We start from the raw sequence: 16278 nt of genomic DNA on the forward strand, positions 1-16278 counted from the left end.
AGCAGCGAGCTCCTGTGCGCGGGGACCCGTCCCGATTTCGTCGCGCTCTAACCCATTGATCTTGCTGGCCCCGTCTACTGTGCATGGGGTTGTTTTCGCACTTTTCGCCCCGGCGGAGGCGGGCGCAGCCCCGCTACTTCATCACCCGCAAGCCCTTGGTCGTGAACCGCTGCGACTTCTCGCCCGGCCGCACGGGCCGCCGCGTTCCCGCGGCCTTTCCGGTGCCTGGCGGCTGGTGTGCGGGCACGAGCTGGTGCGGCTGCGAGCCGATCAGGTCACGGCGGCCCATCTCGATCAGGGCTTCGCGCAGCACCGGCCAGTTGTCGGGGTCGTGATAGCGCAGGAACGCCTTGTGCAGTCGGCGCTGGCGCAGGCCCTTGATGGCCTCGACCTTGTCGCTTCCGCCGTGGCGCACACCGCGCAGCGGGTTGACGCCGGTGTGGTACATCGCCGTTGCGGTCGCCATCGGCGAGGGCAGGAAGGTCTGCACCTGATCGGCGCGATAGCGGTTCTTCTTCAGCCAGAGCGCGAGGTTCATCATGTCCTCGTCGGTCGTGCCCGGATGCGCCGCGATGAAATAGGGGATCAGGTAATATTTCTTGCCGGCCTGTTCGGCGGCGGCATCGAACATGCGCTTGAACTTGTCATAGGCGCCGATGCCGGGCTTCATCATCTTGTCGAGCGGGCCGCGCTCGGTGTGTTCAGGGGCGATCTTGAGGTAGCCGCCGACGTGATGGGTGACGAGTTCCTTGATGTATTCAGGGCTCTCGACCGCGAGGTCGTAGCGCACGCCCGAGGCGACCATCACCTTCTTGATGCCCTTGGTCTCGCGCACCTTGCGATAGAGCCGGATGAGGTCGTCATGCGAGGTGTTGAGGTTCGGGCAGATCTCGGGGAAGACGCAGGACGGCCGCCGGCACGCCGCCTCGACCTTGGGGTCCTTGCACGCCATCCGGTACATGTTGGCGGTGGGGCCGCCGATGTCTGAGATCACGCCGGTGAAGCCCGGCGTCCTGTCGCGGATCTTCTCGATCTCGCGGAGAATAGAACCCTCGGAGCGGTTCTGGATGATGCGGCCCTCATGCTCGGTGATCGAGCAGAAGGTGCAGCCGCCGAAGCAGCCGCGCATGATCGTCACCGAGAACTTGATCATGTCCCACGCCGGGATCTTCGCATCGCCATAGGACGGATGCGGCGCGCGCGCGTAAGGCAGGTCGTAGACCGCGTCCATCTCGTCGCTGGTCAGCGGGATCGGCGGCGGGTTGAGCCAGAGGTCGCGATCGCCATGACGCTGCACCAGCGGCCGCGCATTGCCGGGATTGCTCTCCCGGTGCAGCACGCGCGAGGCGCGGGCATAGGCTTCCTTGTCCTGCTCGACCTGCTCCAGCGCAGGCAGGCGGATCACGGTCAAGCCCTTCTGGCGCGTCGCGCCCTCGTCGGCGGAATCGAGATCGTCGGCGTGCAGCTCGGTGTAATCCTCGGGGACTTTCCGGAACAGCGCGACGCCCCTGATGTCGTCGAGCGCGCGCGGCGCTTCGCCGGCGGCGAGCCGCTGCGCCACCTCGACGACGGCACGCTCGGCATTGCCGTAGAGCAGCAGGTCGGCCTTGGCGTCGGCCAGCACCGAGCGGCGCACCTTGTCCGACCAGTAATCGTAATGCGCGATCCGGCGCAGCGAGGCCTCGATGCCGCCGAGCACGATCGGCACGTCCTTGAACGCCTCGCGGCAGCGCTGCGCGTAGACGACAGTGCAGCGGTCCGGCCGCTTGCCGCCTTCGCCGCCAGCCGTATAGGCATCATCGCTGCGGATGCGGCGGTCCGCTGTGTAGCGGTTCACCATCGAATCCATATTGCCGCCGGTGACGCCGAAGAACACCTTTGGTTTGCCAAGCACCTTGAAAGGCTCGGCCGAGTGCCAGTCGGGCTGCGAAATGATGCCGACCCGAAAACCCTGCGCCTCGAGCAGCCGGCCGATGATGGCCATGCCGAAGCTGGGATGGTCGACATAGGCGTCCCCGGTCACCAGCACGATGTCGCAGGCGTCCCAGCCGAGCGCATCCATCTCGGTGCGGCTCATCGGGAGAAACGGTGCCGGCTTGCGCGGGCGCGCCTGGGCCATCAGGGGCTGTGCGGCGGTGATGATCTGGGTGTCCATGGCGCCTACGCATAGGACTCCGCGCTGCCGAATACAACCGACGGAGGCGTGAAAGATCGAGGTTCCACGGCCGCAATCGGGCACGTTGACCGTTCACGAGCGTAGGCCGCTCACTCCACCACCCGCGCGACCCGCGTTGATGCCATCAGGGGTGTGACGCCTTCCACAGTTCGGCCGGCACGAACGCATCATGCTCCTCTCCAGCTTTGAAGGAGAGCCCCATGTTTCTGATCGACGCGCTGCTGATCCTTGCGATGCTGTTTTTCCTGTTCCTGCCGATCAGCGACCGCCGGACGGTGCGGATGAGGATCTGCATGCTGGCGGTGTTCTCGGTTTCGATCACCCGCACCCCCATCGTGCCGGTGCTGCTCGCAAGCGTCTCCGCGCCTTCCGGAATGGCGCGCGTGCCGCATATGCATATCGGTGAGCCCTCCTCGGGGTTCTCACCGCGGCCGACATCGGATATCCGATTGATCCATGGGCAAGGAAACCTCTGAGGGCCGTCATGGATCAGTCGCCGGCCCAGCGTCGTCCGCGAATGCCTGGCTCGGCGCAATCGCGCTCATTGGCTTCGTCCTGGTGGCGACCGCGCAGGCTTCCAATCAGGTCCTGGCGCGCGGGCTCGCGGGCTCCGTCCCGCCCTTCGCGCTCGCCTTCTTCCGCTGGAGCATCGTCGCCATCGGGCTCGCGCCGATCGCGCTCAGGGAGATCCGCGATGGCCGCGTGCCGCTCGGCCGCAACATCTGGCCGATCCTCGCCGCCGGCTTCATGGGCATGTTCCTGTGCGGCGGCCCGGTCTACGCCGCCGGCGTCTCCACGACGGCGATCCACATCGCGCTGATCATGGCGCTGTCACCGATCACGGTGCTGCTGATCTCGGCCATGCGCGGCATGGAGCATGTCGGTCCGCTGCAATGGCTCGGCACCGCGCTGGCGCTCGCCGGTGCGCTGCTCATCATCTCCGGCGGCCATCCGCAGACGCTGATCGAACTTCAGACCGTGGCGGGCGATGGGCTCGTCGTGATCGCGATGCTCGGCTGGTCCGGCTACACGCTGCTGCAATCGCGCGCCGCGCCAAGGGCCTCGCTGCTGGCGCGCATCAGCTTGTTCTCGGGCGCCGGCGCCCTGTTCTCGCTCCCGCTTGCGGCTATGGAGATGTGGGCGACGCCGGGGCAAGTCTTCAGCACGAGAGCTCTCTCCGCCTATGTCTTTGCCGGGATCGTTCCCGGCCTGCTCGCCTATGCCGGCTTCGCCTGGCTCGGCGGCAAATTTGGCTCGGTGCGAACCTCGCTTGTGCTGTATCTCGGGCCGATCGCAAGCGCGCTGCTGTCTTTCGTCATCCTCGGCGAGCCGCCGAAGCTGATCCATCTTTTCGGCGGCTTGCTGATCCTGGGCGGCGTTTGGGCCAGTCTGCGCCGCTAGTTCCATCCGCGCACACCCTGCAGGAACCATCCGGGTGCGCGGACATTCTGATGGAAGGGTCGCTGCGAGCCCGGCTCGCGCGCGTTCTCAAATGGTCGCCTCTGGCGTGGGGGAGCTGTGAGTACAGTCATTGAGAACCTGCTGTTGCGAAAGCAGAAGCTCGTGGAGCAGCTCGAAAAGGCGCCGTCGGTCGAGGATCGCGACAGGATCGAGCACCAGCTCGAGCAGATCAACACCGCGCTGGATTTCCTGGCCAAGCCCGGCTCGAAAAACGCAAAATAGCGATCAATCCCGCTCGGACGTCTCCACTTTCAAAGCCTCTACCTTCAAGGCCTCAACCTTCAAGGCCTTGGCGTAGACCACGCCCGAATTGGTGATATGCGTGGTCATCAATTGCTCGAAGGCGGCGAACGCGCCCCGCGCGAACAGATCAAGCAGACTGCGGTGCTCGTCGAACGAGGTGCGGGTGCGCACGTCGATCGGTGAGGTCAGATTGGTGCGCAGCGCGGCGACGCGGCCCGAGACCAGTTGATAGGATTCGGCGAGATAGCGGTTGCCGCAATGGGTGAACAGCGCCTCGTGAAAGGCCGCATCGGCGCGGCCATAGGCGATGTTGTCCTTGGCATTGACCGCCGGCTCCATCGCCGCGATGGCCTCGCTGATCGCTGCGACCGCACCGTCGCGATCGTGACGATAGGCGAACTCTGCCGCTTTGGGCTCCAACGCGATGCGGAAGGTGCAGAGCGCGTTGATGTCGTCCGCGCTCGGCGTGAACACGAAACTCCCGACCTGCGGACGGATCACCACGAGGCCTTGCGCCTGCAACTGGTTCATCGCCTCGCGCACCGGCGTGCGGCTGACGCCGAAGGAATTCGCCACCATCTCCTCGGAGATGGCCGCTCCCAGCGCGAACTCGCCGTCGATGATCGCCTGGCGCAGCCGCTGCATCACGCGCTGCGACAGCGATTTCGGCATATCGAGCTTGAGCGATCGCATCGGTGCTCTCAGATCACCTTGCCTGGATTGAGCAGATTGTCGGGATCCAGCGCGGCTTTCAGCGTCCGCATCAGCGCGATCTCGGCCTCGCTCCTGGCATGGCCCAGCCACCTCTTCTTCAGCGTGCCGATGCCGTGCTCGGCCGAGATGCTGCCGCCGAGTTCACGGACGAGACCGTAGATGATCGTGTCCATCTCTTCCTTCGGCTGCTGCTCGACGGAGAGGCCGGCGACCCAGGAGACCAGGTGCAGATTGCCGTCGCCGATATGGCCGTAATAGACGCTCTCGCAACCCTCGATGCCGGAGGCCAGCGAACCCTTGCAGCGCGTGACGAATTCGTCCATCCGCGCCACCGCAAGGCCGATGTCGTAGGAGATGTGCGGCCCCAGCACCTGGCCGAACTCGGCGCAGATGTCGCGCACGCGCCAGAAGCTCTGCGTCTGCGCCAGCGATTGCGCCACGGCGGCATCGGCCAGCAGCCCGCTTTCCATCAGCTCTTCGAGCCACGCCTGGAAGCGCGGCGCGTCCAGGCTCTCGTCGGTGCCCTGTGCCTCGACCAGCACGTAGAGGCCGTGCCCTGCTGCGACCGGCGGCTTGACGCCGGCGCGCGCCGTGATCACGTCCCAATAGTCCGGCCACATCACCTCGAAGGCCGACAGCAACGGGCCGAGGCCGCTGCGCGCAGCGCCGAGCAGCGCGATCACCGCGGCGTAGTCCTTCAGCGCGCAGAGCGCAGCCATGGTCGAGCGCGGCTTCGGGAACAGCTTCAGCACGACGCGGGTGATGATGCCGAGCGTGCCTTCAGAGCCGATGAACAGATGCTTCAGATCGTAGCCGGCATTGTTCTTCATCAGCTTGTTGAGGCTGGTGATGATGGTGCCGTCGGGCAACACCACCTCCAAGCCGAGCACCAGCTCGCGCGTCATGCCGTAGCGGATCACGCGGTTGCCGCCGGCATTGGTCGAGAGATTGCCGCCGATGGCGCAGGAGCCGCGCGAGCCGAGATCGAGCGGAAAAAACAAGCCCGCCTCGTCCGCGGCCTTCTGGATCGTTTCCAGCGGCGTGCCGGCTTTCACCGTCATCGTCATCGAGGCGCGGTCGATCTCCTCGATGCCGCTCATGCGCTCCAGCGAGATCGCGACCCAGCCGGCTTCGGGCGAGGCGCCGCGGCACAGTCCGGTGAGCCCACCCTGCGGCACGAACGGCAGATGCGCCTGCCGGCAGGTCGCTATCGCGTCGGCCACGCCTTGTGCGTCGATCGGCCGGATCACCGCGAGCGGTGTCTGCGGCAGGCTGGCGCTCCAGTCGTTGCAATTGCGGGCGGGCACGTCAGTGCCGATCAGGACGGCGGCCGCGCCAAGCTTGTCGCGCAGGGCGCCGAGCAATTGGTCGGGCCGCTTCATCGGGGTCACCATGTTCATGCGAGACATCCCAAAATCTGGTCGCGCCCATGCGCGCCGTAGTGGGGAAAAGGGTTTGCCTCGTTCTTGTATGTAAGGTACAAGTTAGAAAGTAAAGCAAAAACAAGGCTTGAGGGCCCTTTGGATCACTGGGGATCGGGGGCTCGTTCGAGATGGCAGCATAGAGGGTGGTGAGATGACGGAGGCAATTCGCGGGTTCTGGGTGGCATCGGCGACGCCGCTGGCGGCCGACGGCAGCGTGGATTCAGCCAAGCTCGCGGCGCACGCCAAGCAGCTCTTCGGCAAGGGCGTCGACGGCGTCGTGCTGTTCGGCACCACCGGCGAAGGCACTTCGTTCAATGTCACCGAGCGCATCGCGACCATCGAAGCCGTGCTCAAGGCTGGTGTTGCGCCGGAACGGATCGGAATCGGCGGTGGCTTTCCCGCCATCAGCGACAGCATCGCACTCGCGCGCGCCGCGCTCGGTCTCGGCTTGCGCCACGTGCTGGTGCTGCCGCCTTACTTCGATCGCAGCGTCACGCCTGAGGGCATCGAGGATGCCTTTGCCGCGATCATCGATGGCGTCGGCGACGATCGGCTGCGTGCCTATCTCTATCACATCCCGCAAATGTCGGGCGTTGCGATCCCGACCGGCGTCGCTGCGAACCTGCGCAAGCGTTATGGCAAGGTGATCGCAGGTCTGAAAGACTCCAGCGGCGACTTCAAGCAGTTTCAGGCCTTCCGCGCCGCGGCTCCCGAACTCGCCATCACCGTCGGCAACGAAGCCGACATCACCCGCGCGATCGCCGCCGGCGGCGCCGGTACCATCTGTGGCATGGCCAACGTCGTCCCTGCGCTGGTCAAGGGCATGGTCGAGGGCAAGGACGTCGAAGCGCGCATGCAGGCTGCGATCGATGTCGTGCTGAAGACGCCGTCGTTCACCGCGACGCTGAAAGCCATCCTTGCGGCGCAAACCGGCGATTCGGCCTGGCTGCGCGTGTGCCCGCCGATGCGCGCCTCGTCCGACGGCGTCGCGCTCAAGCGCAAGCTCGACGAACTGACAGCTCCTGCCGTCGCGTGAGATCGCGATAAAGTTGCGGCACGTTGCGGCGAACTCGCGTGCAGCGTGTCGCGCACGGCACGACAGCAATTCATGATTGCCGTTGCTGGTCGATCTTTCGTTAGAACGATTCCACACTAGAGCGATTCAAGCTCCGCTACGGTTCTCCTCGATCTCGCCGGCTGTTACACGCGCACACTTCAATGTCCTGACGTGAAGTGGATTGAAAGTGCGTGCCTCCGTGGATGGCCTGCGTATCGGCAGCCATCGTCATCGTGCCTGCACGAGCCGTGCAGGTCTTCTGGTCGGTGCAGCCGTCCTGCTCACCGAATTTTCCTCCCACACGACTTGCGCGCAGGCGCAGTCGGCGCTGCCGCCGGTGACGGTGGAGGCCCCGGCGCCGCGGTCCAGGGCGGTGCGCGCGTCGGAGCAATCGTCGCGCCGCACCCAGGCCGTTGCGCGCCGCCGATCCGCCCGTAACCCAGCCCCCACGCCGCCAACGCTCTCGGAGCGCGCGGCCGCGGAGGCCGCCGCGCAGCAGGCCGCCAAGCTCGGTTATCGCGCAATGCCGAGCGCGACGACGCTGCGCAGCGGCGCCTCGCCCCTTGATACGTCGCAGGCCGTCAACGTCGTGCCCGAGCAGGTGCTCAAGGACCAGCTCCCGCGCAACATCGACGATGCGCTCATCAATGTCTCCGGCGTCACCCAGACCAACACCCTCGCCGGCAGCCAGGACGCGGTCATCCGCCGCGGCTTCGGCGACAATCGCGACGGCTCGATCATGCGCAACGGCATGCCGCTGGTGCAGGGGCGCAGCTTCAATCCTGCCGTTGCAAGCGTCGAGGTGCTGAAGGGGCCAGCCTCGCTGCTTTACGGCATCATGGATCCCGGCGGCATCGTCAACACCATCAGCAAGCGGCCGGAGCTCTACCAGCACGGTTCGGTGACGCTGCTCGGCTCGGCCTTCAGCGCCTCGAAGACGGGCGCCGACGGCCTGCTCGACGTTACCGGTCCGATCGGCGATCAGGGCCTCGCCTATCGCTTCATCGGCTACGGCGTCAGCGAGGACTATTGGCGCAATTTCGGCCGGCATCGCGAGATGCTGGTCGCACCGTCGCTGGCCTGGTACGGCCAGGACACCACGGTCCAGCTCAACTACGAGCATCGCGAGTTCATCTACCCGTTCGATCGTGGCACGGCGTTCAACCCGGTGACCAAGGCGCCGCTCGCGGTACCCGCCACCCGCCGTCTCGACGAACCCTTCAACAACACGTGGGGCACGTCCGATCTGCTCCAGGCCTCGGTCGAGCATCGCTTCAACCAGGATTGGAAGCTCTACGCCGGCTACAGCTACAACACCGAAACCTTCAGCGCCAACCAGCTCCGCATCACCGGCATCAACTTCACGACCGGCAACGAGACGCGCAGCAACGACGGCACGCGGGGCTCGCTCAGCAATGTCAGCTATGGAACGTCGTACATCTCGGGCGGCTTCTGGCTCGGCAACATGCGTAACGAACTGGTGTTCGGCGGCGACGGCCAGTACCGCACCATCTACCGCGACAGTCTGATCCGGCAGGCGACGCCCGCCATCAACATCTACAATCCGGTCTACGGCCTGATCGGGCCCGGCACCACAGTGTCCAACTCCGACAGCGCCCAGACCGACAAGCTCGGCCAGTGGTCGCTGTTCGTGCAGGACACACTGCATCTGACGGACCGGTTCGCGCTGGTCGGCGGCGCGCGTTACATGGACTACGACCAGATCGCCGGACGCGGAAAGCCCTTCGTCACCAACACCAACGTGTCGCAGGACAAGGTGCTCCCGCTCGGCGGCGCCATTTTTAAACTGACGGATCAGGTTTCGCTCTACGCGAGCTATACCCAATCGCTGAAGCCGAACTCGACCATTGCGCCGATCGGCGTCGTGATCGATTCCAACGTCGCGCCGGAAGAGGGCGTGTCGTACGAGACCGGCGTGAAGTTCGATGTGAACAAGCGCATCTCCGGGACGCTGGCACTCTACGACCTCGACAAGAAGAACGTCCAGACGACGAAGACGAACAGTGCGGGCATCGTGGAGCTCCACACCGTCGGCCGTGCACGCTCGCGCGGCGTCGAGCTGGATGTCACCGGCAGGCTGACCGACAGCTGGGCATTGATCGGCAGCTATGGCTACACGGATGCCCGCGTGACGGCGTCCGAGGATCCGACGTTACTCGGCAGAAAGCTGCAGAACGTGGCCCTGAACACCGCCTCGCTCTATCTGGTCTACGACTTCGGCACGGCATTGCCCGGTCAGCTTCGGCTCGGCGGCGGCGCGCGTTACGTCGGCGACCGTCCCGGTGATTCCACCAACAGCTTCTTCCTGCCGTCCTATGTGGTCGCCGACATCTTTGCCACCTACGAGACGAGATACCAGAACACGCCGGTGATCTACCAGTTCAACGTCAAGAACCTGTTCGACACCGTCTACTATCCCTCCGCCGTCAACAATCTCAACGTCGCCATCGGCGATGCGCGGCGAGTCTCGTTGTCGGCCACGGTGAAGTTCTAGCCATGGCCGCGCGGCTGGGACACACCCTCAAGGCGGTCCTGTTCCAGGTCCATTCCATCGCGGGCCTGATGCTTGCGCTGCTGGTGTCCCTGATCGCGCTGACCGGCGCGATCATGAGTTTCGAGGACGAGATCGTCGATCATCTCAACGCCGGCATCATGCAGGTCGCGCCGCGTCAGGCGCCGACGCTGATGCCGGACGAGTTGGTGGCGCGGCTGAAGGCGGCCCAGGACCTCGGCAAGATCGCCGCGGTCACGCTGTCGAGCGATCCTTCGGCGGCGGTTCATGTCCGCTTTGCGCGCGACGAGCAGGGCGGCCGGCCGACCTCGCTCTATGTCGATCCCTACGACGCGCGCATACTGGGCTCGCCGCGCGGCGAGGTATTCTTCGCAACCGTGCGCCGGCTGCATCGCTGGCTGCTCATTCCCGGCGATGGCAAGGGCTGGGGGCGTCCGATCACCGGCACGATCGCGCTCGGCCTCATCGTCATGCTGGTCTCGGGCCTCGTGCTGCGCTGGCCGCGTCGCGCGGGCAGCGCGAAGATGTGGCTGAAGCCGAATCTCGGGCTCAGCGGCCGTGGACTGCACCGGTCGCTGCACACCGTGATCGGCACATGGGTGCTGCCGGTCTATCTGACGATGACGCTCACCGGGCTGTTCTTCTCCTTCGAATGGTACAAGGACAGCGTCACATGGCTGTTGGCACGTCCGCACGTCGCCGCGGCGAAGATGCCCGCAAAGTCGCCCCGTATGGCCGAACGCGGCGAGCCCGTTTCGCCGATCGGATTCGATCGGGCATGGACGACGTTCCAGCGCGAGGAGGGCGACCGCTTCTCCAGGGCCTTGCTGACGCTACCGGCGGGGACGGGCACGGCGGTTCGGATCCGGTCTTGGCGGAAGGCGTCGTCCCTGCTGGAGACCACGCGCGATGAATTCCGCATCGATGCCGTCACCGGCAAACTGCTCTCCGCGGAGCGTTATGCCGACAAGACGTTCGGAGAGACAATCATCGCGGCCATCTACGACATCCACCGCGGCGAAATCCTGGGGTGGCCCGGGAAGCTCGCCTTCATGATCGCCGCGATCCTAATGCCGCTGTTTTCAGTCACCGGCATTCTGCTTTATCTGTCGCGCCGCAGGCTGCGGCGTCCGGCGCAGAAGCCGCTCGGGCAGCTCGTCCCGGGCGAGTGAGCGGACGAGGCTAGCCAACCCGCCTGCAATCGTTCAAAAGCCCATGGCCTGTCCACCCAGGATTCATGCCATGAAGCTCCCGACCGTCACCCCCGCCGATGTCCGCCGCGCCCTGCTGCTGCGCGAAGAAGTCGCGCTGCTCGACCTCAGATACGAGGCAGGCTTCGCGACAGGGCATCCCCTGTTCGCCGCGAACATGGCCGTCGATCGGATCGCAATCGAAGCCGAGATCAGGCTGCCGCGGAAGGGCGTTCCGATCATTCTCTATGACGACGGCGAGGGGCTGGTCGCGACGGGCGCCGAGCGTCTCGCCGCGCTCGGCTACAGCAATGTCAGCGCGCTCGATGGCGGCCTGAAGGCCTGGCGCGACGCGGGCTATGAGGTGTTCGAGGACGTCAATTCCTATTCGAAGGCGTTTGGCGAGCTGGTCGAAGCGCGGCGCCACACGCCCTCGTTCAGCGCCGACGAGGTGGCGCAGTTGATCGCCGACAAGGCCAACATCGCCATCCTCGACGTTCGCCGCTTCGACGAATATGCCACCATGAACATTCCGGGCTCGGTCAGCGTGCCCGGCGCGGAGCTGGTGCTGCGGGCGGGGCAGGCCGCGCCCAGCCCCGATACCACCATCATCGTCAATTGCGCTGGTCGTACCCGCTCGATCATCGGCACCCAGTCTTTGATCAATGCCGGCGTACCCAACAAGGTGCGTGCACTGCGCAACGGCACCATCGGCTGGACGCTGGCGCGGCATACGCTCGACCACGGCGCGGACAAGCGCGGAGAAATCGGCCCGTTCGAAGGCGGTCCTGCCAACGCGCGCGACGTCGCCTATCGCGCCGGTGTTCGCCATATCGGCGCAAGCGAAATGGCTGCGCTGCTCGCGCAGACGGATCGCACGCTCTATCGCTTCGACGTGCGCGACGCCGAAGAATATGCCGCCGGCCATCTCCCGGGCTTTCGTCACTATCCCGGCGGCCAGCTCGTGCAGGAGACCGACATGGCCGCCCCCGTGCGCGGCGCGCGCATCGTCCTGACCGACGACAAGGGCGTCCGCGCCGACATGACGGCGTCCTGGTTGGCCCAGATGGGCTGGGAGGTTTATGTGCTGGAAGGCGGTTATGACAGCGCGCTGGAGATCGGCCCGCCCGGTGGGCTGCCCAAGCCCGATCCCGCCCACCGCTACCGCCGGCCATATGAAGGTACCGACGTTGCGGAGAAGGCGATGCAGGCCTATCTCGATTGGGAGTATGGACTCGTGGAGCAACTCCGTCGTGACGGCACGCACGGGTTTTATGTGATTTGATTGCGGGGCAGGCGCACGTAAGGCCTTGTCGCTGATCCGTCACCGTCTCTCTGGATGACGGTTGGCTGTCGCGAGCTCGGAATGACCGGGGTGCTGGTGGGATGCCACTTCGCCATCTTCCCTCCGTATCCGCCCCTATTGTGTCGCGCACCGTCCACGGTCTATGTGCTGCGACGTAGCTCATGATCCACGGAGACACCATGCCGGCCCCAGGCCAAAGCCCTGAGCGGAGTGCCAAGGCGCTGCTACTCGAAGGCGTCAACGACAGCGCTGTCGATCTTTTCAAGGGCGCGGGCTTCAGCAATGTCGAGCGGCTGACCAAGGCGCTGGACGGAGAGGATCTGCGGCGTGCGCTCAAGGGCGTGTCGCTGCTCGGCATCCGCTCGCGCACCCAGATCACCGATGAGGTGCTGCAAGCTGCCGACGGGCTGCTCGCGGTCGGTTGCTTCAGCGTCGGTACCAACCAGGTCGATCTGGCGGCGGCGCGCAAGCGCGGCATTCCCGTCTTCAACGCGCCATTCTCCAACACGCGCAGCGTCGCCGAGCTCGTGATCGGCGAGATCGTGATGCTGCTGCGGCGGATCTTTCCGCGCTCGGTATCGGCCCACGCGGGTGGCTGGGACAAATCGGCGACCGGCAGCCGCGAGGTGCGCGGCCGCACCCTCGGCATCGTCGGTTACGGCAATATCGGCTCGCAGCTCTCGACGCTGGCCGAAGCGATCGGCATGCGCGTGATCTATTTCGACCGCACCGACAAGCTCCGCCACGGCAACACCGAACCGGTCGAGAGGCTGGAAGAACTCCTGGCGCAGAGCGACGTCGTCAGCCTGCACGTTCCGGAGACGCCGGAGACCGCGGGCATGATTGGCGAGAAGGAGCTCCGGGCGATGAAGCCGGGTTCGTTCCTGATCAACAACAGCCGCGGCACCGTGGTCGATCTCGAGGCACTTGCGCGCGCGTTGCACGACGGTCATCTCGCCGGCGCGGCCGTGGACGTCTTTCCGGTCGAGCCGTCCTCGAATTCGGATCTTTTCAAGAGCCCGATCCAGGGCCTCGAGAACGTCATCCTCACGCCCCATATCGGCGGCTCGACCGAGGAGGCGCAGGAGCGCATCGGCGGCGAGGTCGCGCGCAAGCTGGTCGACTATTTCATCACCGGCTCGACCATGGGCGCGGTGAATTTCCCTGAGGTGCAATTGCATCTGCGCCCCTCCGGCGCGCGCTTCAGCCATGTCCACCGCAACGTGCCGGGCATGTTGCGGCGGCTCAACGAGGTGTTCCTCCAGCGCGACATCAACATCGCCGCGCAATATCTGGAGACCGCTGGCGACCTCGGCTATGTCGTGCTCGATGCCGATCTCGGCGGGCAGGATTCGGCGGCGCTGCTCCAGCAGATCCGCAGCCTCGACGGCACGATCGGCGCGCGGCTGGTGTTCGAGCACTGAAGCGTTTTCGAGCGAAGTGGATACCGGTTCGCGTAAAGAACGCGTCAATACGACAAACCGCAGACCTGTTCCGCTTCCATCGGGGCAGGGCTGCAACGCGTCATTGACGGCCGGCAGCAGGTCGCATTGAATGCGGCCTTCGCTGGGTTGAACAAGAGTACACATCCGGGTGGAAACGATGACGCTGACGAGAGCGAAGCTGTGCGCATGGCTCGTGGGGACTGTGGCCGTGCTGGGCGCGAATTCCGCTGTGGCACTCACTCTGGCGGAGGATGCAGAGACGGTTTGCAAGGGCCTCGTCGGTGGAGCCGATGCCGTGAAGATCGATGCCGCGACGTTGCAGGCCCCCTCGCCAATCGCCGTCGCCGAACGCGGGCCGACGCCGTCGGGACGCATCACGCCGGCCAATCCCGGCTTCTGCAAGGTGCTCGGCCATATCGACCCCGTCGACCCCAAGGCGCCGCCGATCAAGTTCCAGGTCAACCTTCCCGTCGAATGGAATGGACGCTCACTGCAATATGGCGGCGGCGGCTTCAACGGCGTGCTGATCACGGGTCTCGGGCTGCCGCCCGCCTATCCCTTCGACAAGCCGTCGCCGCTAGCGCGCGGCTTCGTCACCTACGGCACCGATTCGGGCCACGAGACCAAGCAGGGCGAGCCGCCGCAGGTCTTTGCGCTCAACGACGAAGCCTTCGAGAATTTCGCTCACCGCGCCTACAAGAAAGTGCGCGATGCCGCCGTTGGGTTGATGGAGCGCGCCTACGGCAAGAAGCCCGAGAAGATGTATTTCATGGGTTCGTCCGAGGGCGGCCGTGAAGGCCTGACCATGGCGCAGCGCTACCCTGATGATTTCGACGGCATCTTCGCCCGCGTGCCCGTCATCAACTGGGTCGGCTTGCAGCACGCCGGCACGCGTTCGGGGCTTGCGACCATGGGCGCGGGCTGGATCAATCCGGCTCAGGTGAAGCTCGTCGGCGAGGCCGTGCGGGCGGCCTGTGACAAGGCGGATGGCTCCGACGATGCGCTGGTGCAGGACCCCGTCGGCTGCAAGGCGGCATTCAAGGTCGAGGCTCTGCGCTGCGCAGCCGGCCAGAGCGGCGATCAGTGCCTGACCGATGCGCAGATCAAGGCGATCGACACGCTGCACGGCACCTACAAGTTTCCGTTCGCGCTTGCCAACGGCCTCGACGATTATCCCGGCTGGGGCGTGTCAGGCGAGGACACTCCGGCGATCGGCCCGACCGGCGGCTGGACGGCGTGGTGGCTCGGCACCGCGCCGCCGGCGCAGCCGCCTGCGCCCAACAACGGCATCGCCTGGATCTACGGTGCTGGCGGCATTCAATATGTCTTTGCGCGCGATCCCAAGCTCGATGTCACCACCTACAAGGTGGAGGAGCACAAGGCGCGGCTGCTTGAGGTCTCCGGCCTGATGGACTCGACCGACCCCGATCTCGGCCGCTTCCGCGCCCGCGGCGGCCGTCTCATCATGCTCGAGCACATGGCCGATTACGCCCAGAGCCCCTATGCCGGCATCCGCTATTTCGAGAGCGTCGAGCGCAAGCTCGGCAGGGCCGAGACGGCGGAGTTCGCGCGGCTCTACACCGCGCCCGGCGTCGACCATGTCGGCTCCGGCGCGCCGGCCAATGTCGACATGCTGAGCGTGCTGGTCGACTGGGTCGAGAAGGGCAAGGCGCCCGGCGATCTCGACGTCAGCGAGCAGAAGGTCGAGGCGCCCTCGTTCGCGACCCTGCGCGCATTGCCGCTGTGCCGCTGGCCATCCTGGCCGCACTACAAGAGCGGCCCCGTGACGGAGGCGTCGAGCTTCACCTGCGCGCCGTGAATTCTTGCGCCGCTTGTGAGCGACGCAGGCACGCACGGCCTACCTTGCTGCCATCGCCTGTGCGCCGCCAAGCAACTGCGCGTTGAGCCGGCCGCCGGAAAACAGCATGTCGTCGAGCGCCTCGTCGATATCGGCTGAAATCACGGAGGTTTCGCCGTCGCGGGCGATGCTGGCCTGTGCCAGCCGCCGCATCGATTCCTTGACGAACGCACAACTCGTTCCGTCGCTGCGCCGGGCCGCCTCGGCAATGAAAGCGTCCTCCAGCGGCAGTCCCTTGCCGTAGAGGCGGACCAGCTTGCCGCGCCCGGCCTCGTCGGGCAGCGGCACCTCGATCGCCTGGTCGATGCGGTCCGCCGTCAAGCGGGACCTGACCCTGGGCACTCGGTGCCGGGACGCCGCCGGACATTTGACAGTGTTGACGGGCTCGGCTAGATACTTCGCATGCGAAATAAAGCGGCCGACGCGCGCCATCATCGGCTGATCTACCTGCTGAGCGTCGCGCAGCGCCGCTTGCAACGCTGGATGGCGGCGCAGCCCAGTAACGATGTGACGCCGGCGCAGGCGGGGCTGTTGTTCATCCTCGGACGGCAGGACGGCGTCCTGATGGGCGAGGCGGGCGCGGCGCTCGATCTGGGGCCGGCCGGGATTTCCGGCTTGGTCGATCGCACCGAGGCGGCGAAGCTGATCGAGCGGCGGGCCGATCGCGAGGACGGACGCGCCTGGCGGATATGGCTGACGCCGAAGGGACGGACCGCGCTGGCGCAGGCGAAGGCCGGCGCGGCGGAAGTCAACGCCGCGCTGACGGACGGATTCACGGCCGCGGAGATCGACATCGTTGCGCGCTGGCTGACCAGCATTCAGGACAAGTTTCCAAGATCTTCAGATCCAAGACATTCAGATGAATAAAAGG

General features: G+C 65.8%; 14 protein-coding genes. 10 read left to right on the top strand and 4 right to left on the bottom strand.

Annotated elements, in window-relative coordinates:
* Window positions 1–133: 133 nt before the first annotated feature.
* The gene (locus JQ580_RS00750) at window positions 134–2155 is read right to left on the bottom strand and encodes a YgiQ family radical SAM protein (RefSeq protein WP_212277851.1); all 2022 of its coding nucleotides are present in this window, start codon (window positions 2153–2155) and stop codon (window positions 134–136) included.
* 221 nt (window positions 2156–2376) lie between these two features.
* Between JQ580_RS00750 and JQ580_RS00755 the strand changes: the two genes are divergently transcribed.
* The 3 genes from JQ580_RS00755 to JQ580_RS00765 all read left to right on the top strand — a co-directional run bounded on the left by JQ580_RS00755 (window position 2377) and on the right by JQ580_RS00765 (window position 3859).
* Window positions 2377–2652, top strand: a complete 276-nt coding sequence (locus JQ580_RS00755) for a hypothetical protein (RefSeq protein WP_212277852.1) — start codon at window positions 2377–2379, stop codon at window positions 2650–2652.
* Window positions 2633–3577 carry a DMT family transporter gene (locus tag JQ580_RS00760; protein WP_212277853.1) on the top strand — a complete coding sequence of 315 codons (945 nt, stop codon included), beginning with the start codon at window positions 2633–2635 and terminating at the stop codon, window positions 3575–3577. The genes JQ580_RS00755 and JQ580_RS00760 overlap by 20 nt, the downstream gene beginning before the upstream one ends.
* Before the next feature lie 117 nt (window positions 3578–3694).
* Window positions 3695–3859 (top strand): hypothetical protein, encoded by a 165-nt coding sequence (locus tag JQ580_RS00765; protein WP_212277854.1) that lies wholly within the window; start codon window positions 3695–3697, stop codon window positions 3857–3859.
* Window positions 3860–3862: 3 nt separating this feature from the next.
* On the opposite strand, the gene JQ580_RS00770 is transcribed toward JQ580_RS00765, so the two are convergent.
* Complete coding sequence (locus tag JQ580_RS00770; RefSeq protein WP_212277855.1) at window positions 3863–4573, bottom strand: GntR family transcriptional regulator; 711 nt, start codon at window positions 4571–4573, stop codon at window positions 3863–3865.
* 8 nt (window positions 4574–4581) lie between these two features.
* On the bottom strand, window positions 4582–5994 hold the full coding sequence (locus JQ580_RS00775) for an FAD-binding oxidoreductase (protein WP_212277856.1): 1413 nt from the start codon (window positions 5992–5994) through the stop codon (window positions 4582–4584).
* Window positions 5995–6169: 175 nt separating this feature from the next.
* On the opposite strand from JQ580_RS00775, the gene JQ580_RS00780 reads away from it, so the two are divergent.
* From JQ580_RS00780 to JQ580_RS00805, 6 genes are all read left to right on the top strand, one after another.
* Window positions 6170–7054: a dihydrodipicolinate synthase family protein gene (locus JQ580_RS00780; protein WP_212277857.1), complete on the top strand. Its 885-nt coding sequence runs from the start codon at window positions 6170–6172 to the stop codon at window positions 7052–7054.
* A 202-nt stretch (window positions 7055–7256) separates the two neighbouring features.
* Complete coding sequence (locus JQ580_RS00785) at window positions 7257–9590, top strand: TonB-dependent siderophore receptor (protein ID WP_212277858.1); 2334 nt, start codon at window positions 7257–7259, stop codon at window positions 9588–9590.
* 2 nt (window positions 9591–9592) lie between these two features.
* Window positions 9593–10780 carry a PepSY-associated TM helix domain-containing protein gene (locus JQ580_RS00790; RefSeq protein WP_212277859.1) on the top strand — a complete coding sequence of 396 codons (1188 nt, stop codon included), beginning with the start codon at window positions 9593–9595 and terminating at the stop codon, window positions 10778–10780.
* Window positions 10781–10850: 70 nt separating this feature from the next.
* A complete protein-coding gene (locus JQ580_RS00795; protein ID WP_212277860.1) occupies window positions 10851–12083 on the top strand; it encodes a rhodanese-like domain-containing protein in 1233 nt (410 codons plus the stop codon).
* A 200-nt stretch (window positions 12084–12283) separates the two neighbouring features.
* Window positions 12284–13528, top strand: coding sequence for a phosphoglycerate dehydrogenase (gene serA / locus JQ580_RS00800; RefSeq protein WP_212277861.1), 1245 nt, complete (start codon window positions 12284–12286; stop codon window positions 13526–13528).
* A gap of 178 nt (window positions 13529–13706) precedes the next feature.
* A complete protein-coding gene (locus JQ580_RS00805; protein WP_212277862.1) occupies window positions 13707–15368 on the top strand; it encodes a tannase/feruloyl esterase family alpha/beta hydrolase in 1662 nt (553 codons plus the stop codon).
* 39 nt (window positions 15369–15407) lie between these two features.
* Here the strand turns inward: JQ580_RS00805 and JQ580_RS00810 are convergent, their stop codons facing one another.
* Complete coding sequence (locus JQ580_RS00810) at window positions 15408–15728, bottom strand: ATP-binding protein (RefSeq protein WP_249133889.1); 321 nt, start codon at window positions 15726–15728, stop codon at window positions 15408–15410.
* An 81-nt stretch (window positions 15729–15809) separates the two neighbouring features.
* On the opposite strand from JQ580_RS00810, the gene JQ580_RS00815 reads away from it, so the two are divergent.
* A complete protein-coding gene (locus JQ580_RS00815) occupies window positions 15810–16274 on the top strand; it encodes a MarR family winged helix-turn-helix transcriptional regulator (RefSeq protein ID WP_212277863.1) in 465 nt (154 codons plus the stop codon).
* The last annotated feature ends 4 nt before the right edge of the window (window positions 16275–16278 follow it).

The organism is Bradyrhizobium sp. SZCCT0148 (genome assembly GCF_018129985.1).
Taxonomy (GTDB): Bacteria; Pseudomonadota; Alphaproteobacteria; order Rhizobiales; family Xanthobacteraceae; genus Bradyrhizobium; species Bradyrhizobium japonicum_H.

Bases quoted from the DNA above. Each gene is read 5' to 3' on its own strand.
- JQ580_RS00750 (WP_212277851.1), bottom strand. From the start codon at position 2,155: ATGGACACCCAGATCATCACCGCCGCACAGCCCCTGATGGCCCAGGCG.
- JQ580_RS00755 (WP_212277852.1), top strand. From the start codon at position 2,377: ATGTTTCTGATCGACGCGCTGCTGATCCTTGCGATGCTGTTTTTCCTG.
- JQ580_RS00760 (WP_212277853.1), top strand. From the start codon at position 2,633: ATGGGCAAGGAAACCTCTGAGGGCCGTCATGGATCAGTCGCCGGCCCA.
- JQ580_RS00770 (WP_212277855.1), bottom strand. From the start codon at position 4,573: ATGCGATCGCTCAAGCTCGATATGCCGAAATCGCTGTCGCAGCGCGTG.
- JQ580_RS00775 (WP_212277856.1), bottom strand. From the start codon at position 5,994: ATGAACATGGTGACCCCGATGAAGCGGCCCGACCAATTGCTCGGCGCC.
- JQ580_RS00780 (WP_212277857.1), top strand. From the start codon at position 6,170: ATGACGGAGGCAATTCGCGGGTTCTGGGTGGCATCGGCGACGCCGCTG.
- JQ580_RS00790 (WP_212277859.1), top strand. From the start codon at position 9,593: ATGGCCGCGCGGCTGGGACACACCCTCAAGGCGGTCCTGTTCCAGGTC.
- JQ580_RS00795 (WP_212277860.1), top strand. From the start codon at position 10,851: ATGAAGCTCCCGACCGTCACCCCCGCCGATGTCCGCCGCGCCCTGCTG.
- serA (WP_212277861.1), top strand. From the start codon at position 12,284: ATGCCGGCCCCAGGCCAAAGCCCTGAGCGGAGTGCCAAGGCGCTGCTA.
- JQ580_RS00805 (WP_212277862.1), top strand. From the start codon at position 13,707: ATGACGCTGACGAGAGCGAAGCTGTGCGCATGGCTCGTGGGGACTGTG.
- JQ580_RS00815 (WP_212277863.1), top strand. From the start codon at position 15,810: ATGCGAAATAAAGCGGCCGACGCGCGCCATCATCGGCTGATCTACCTG.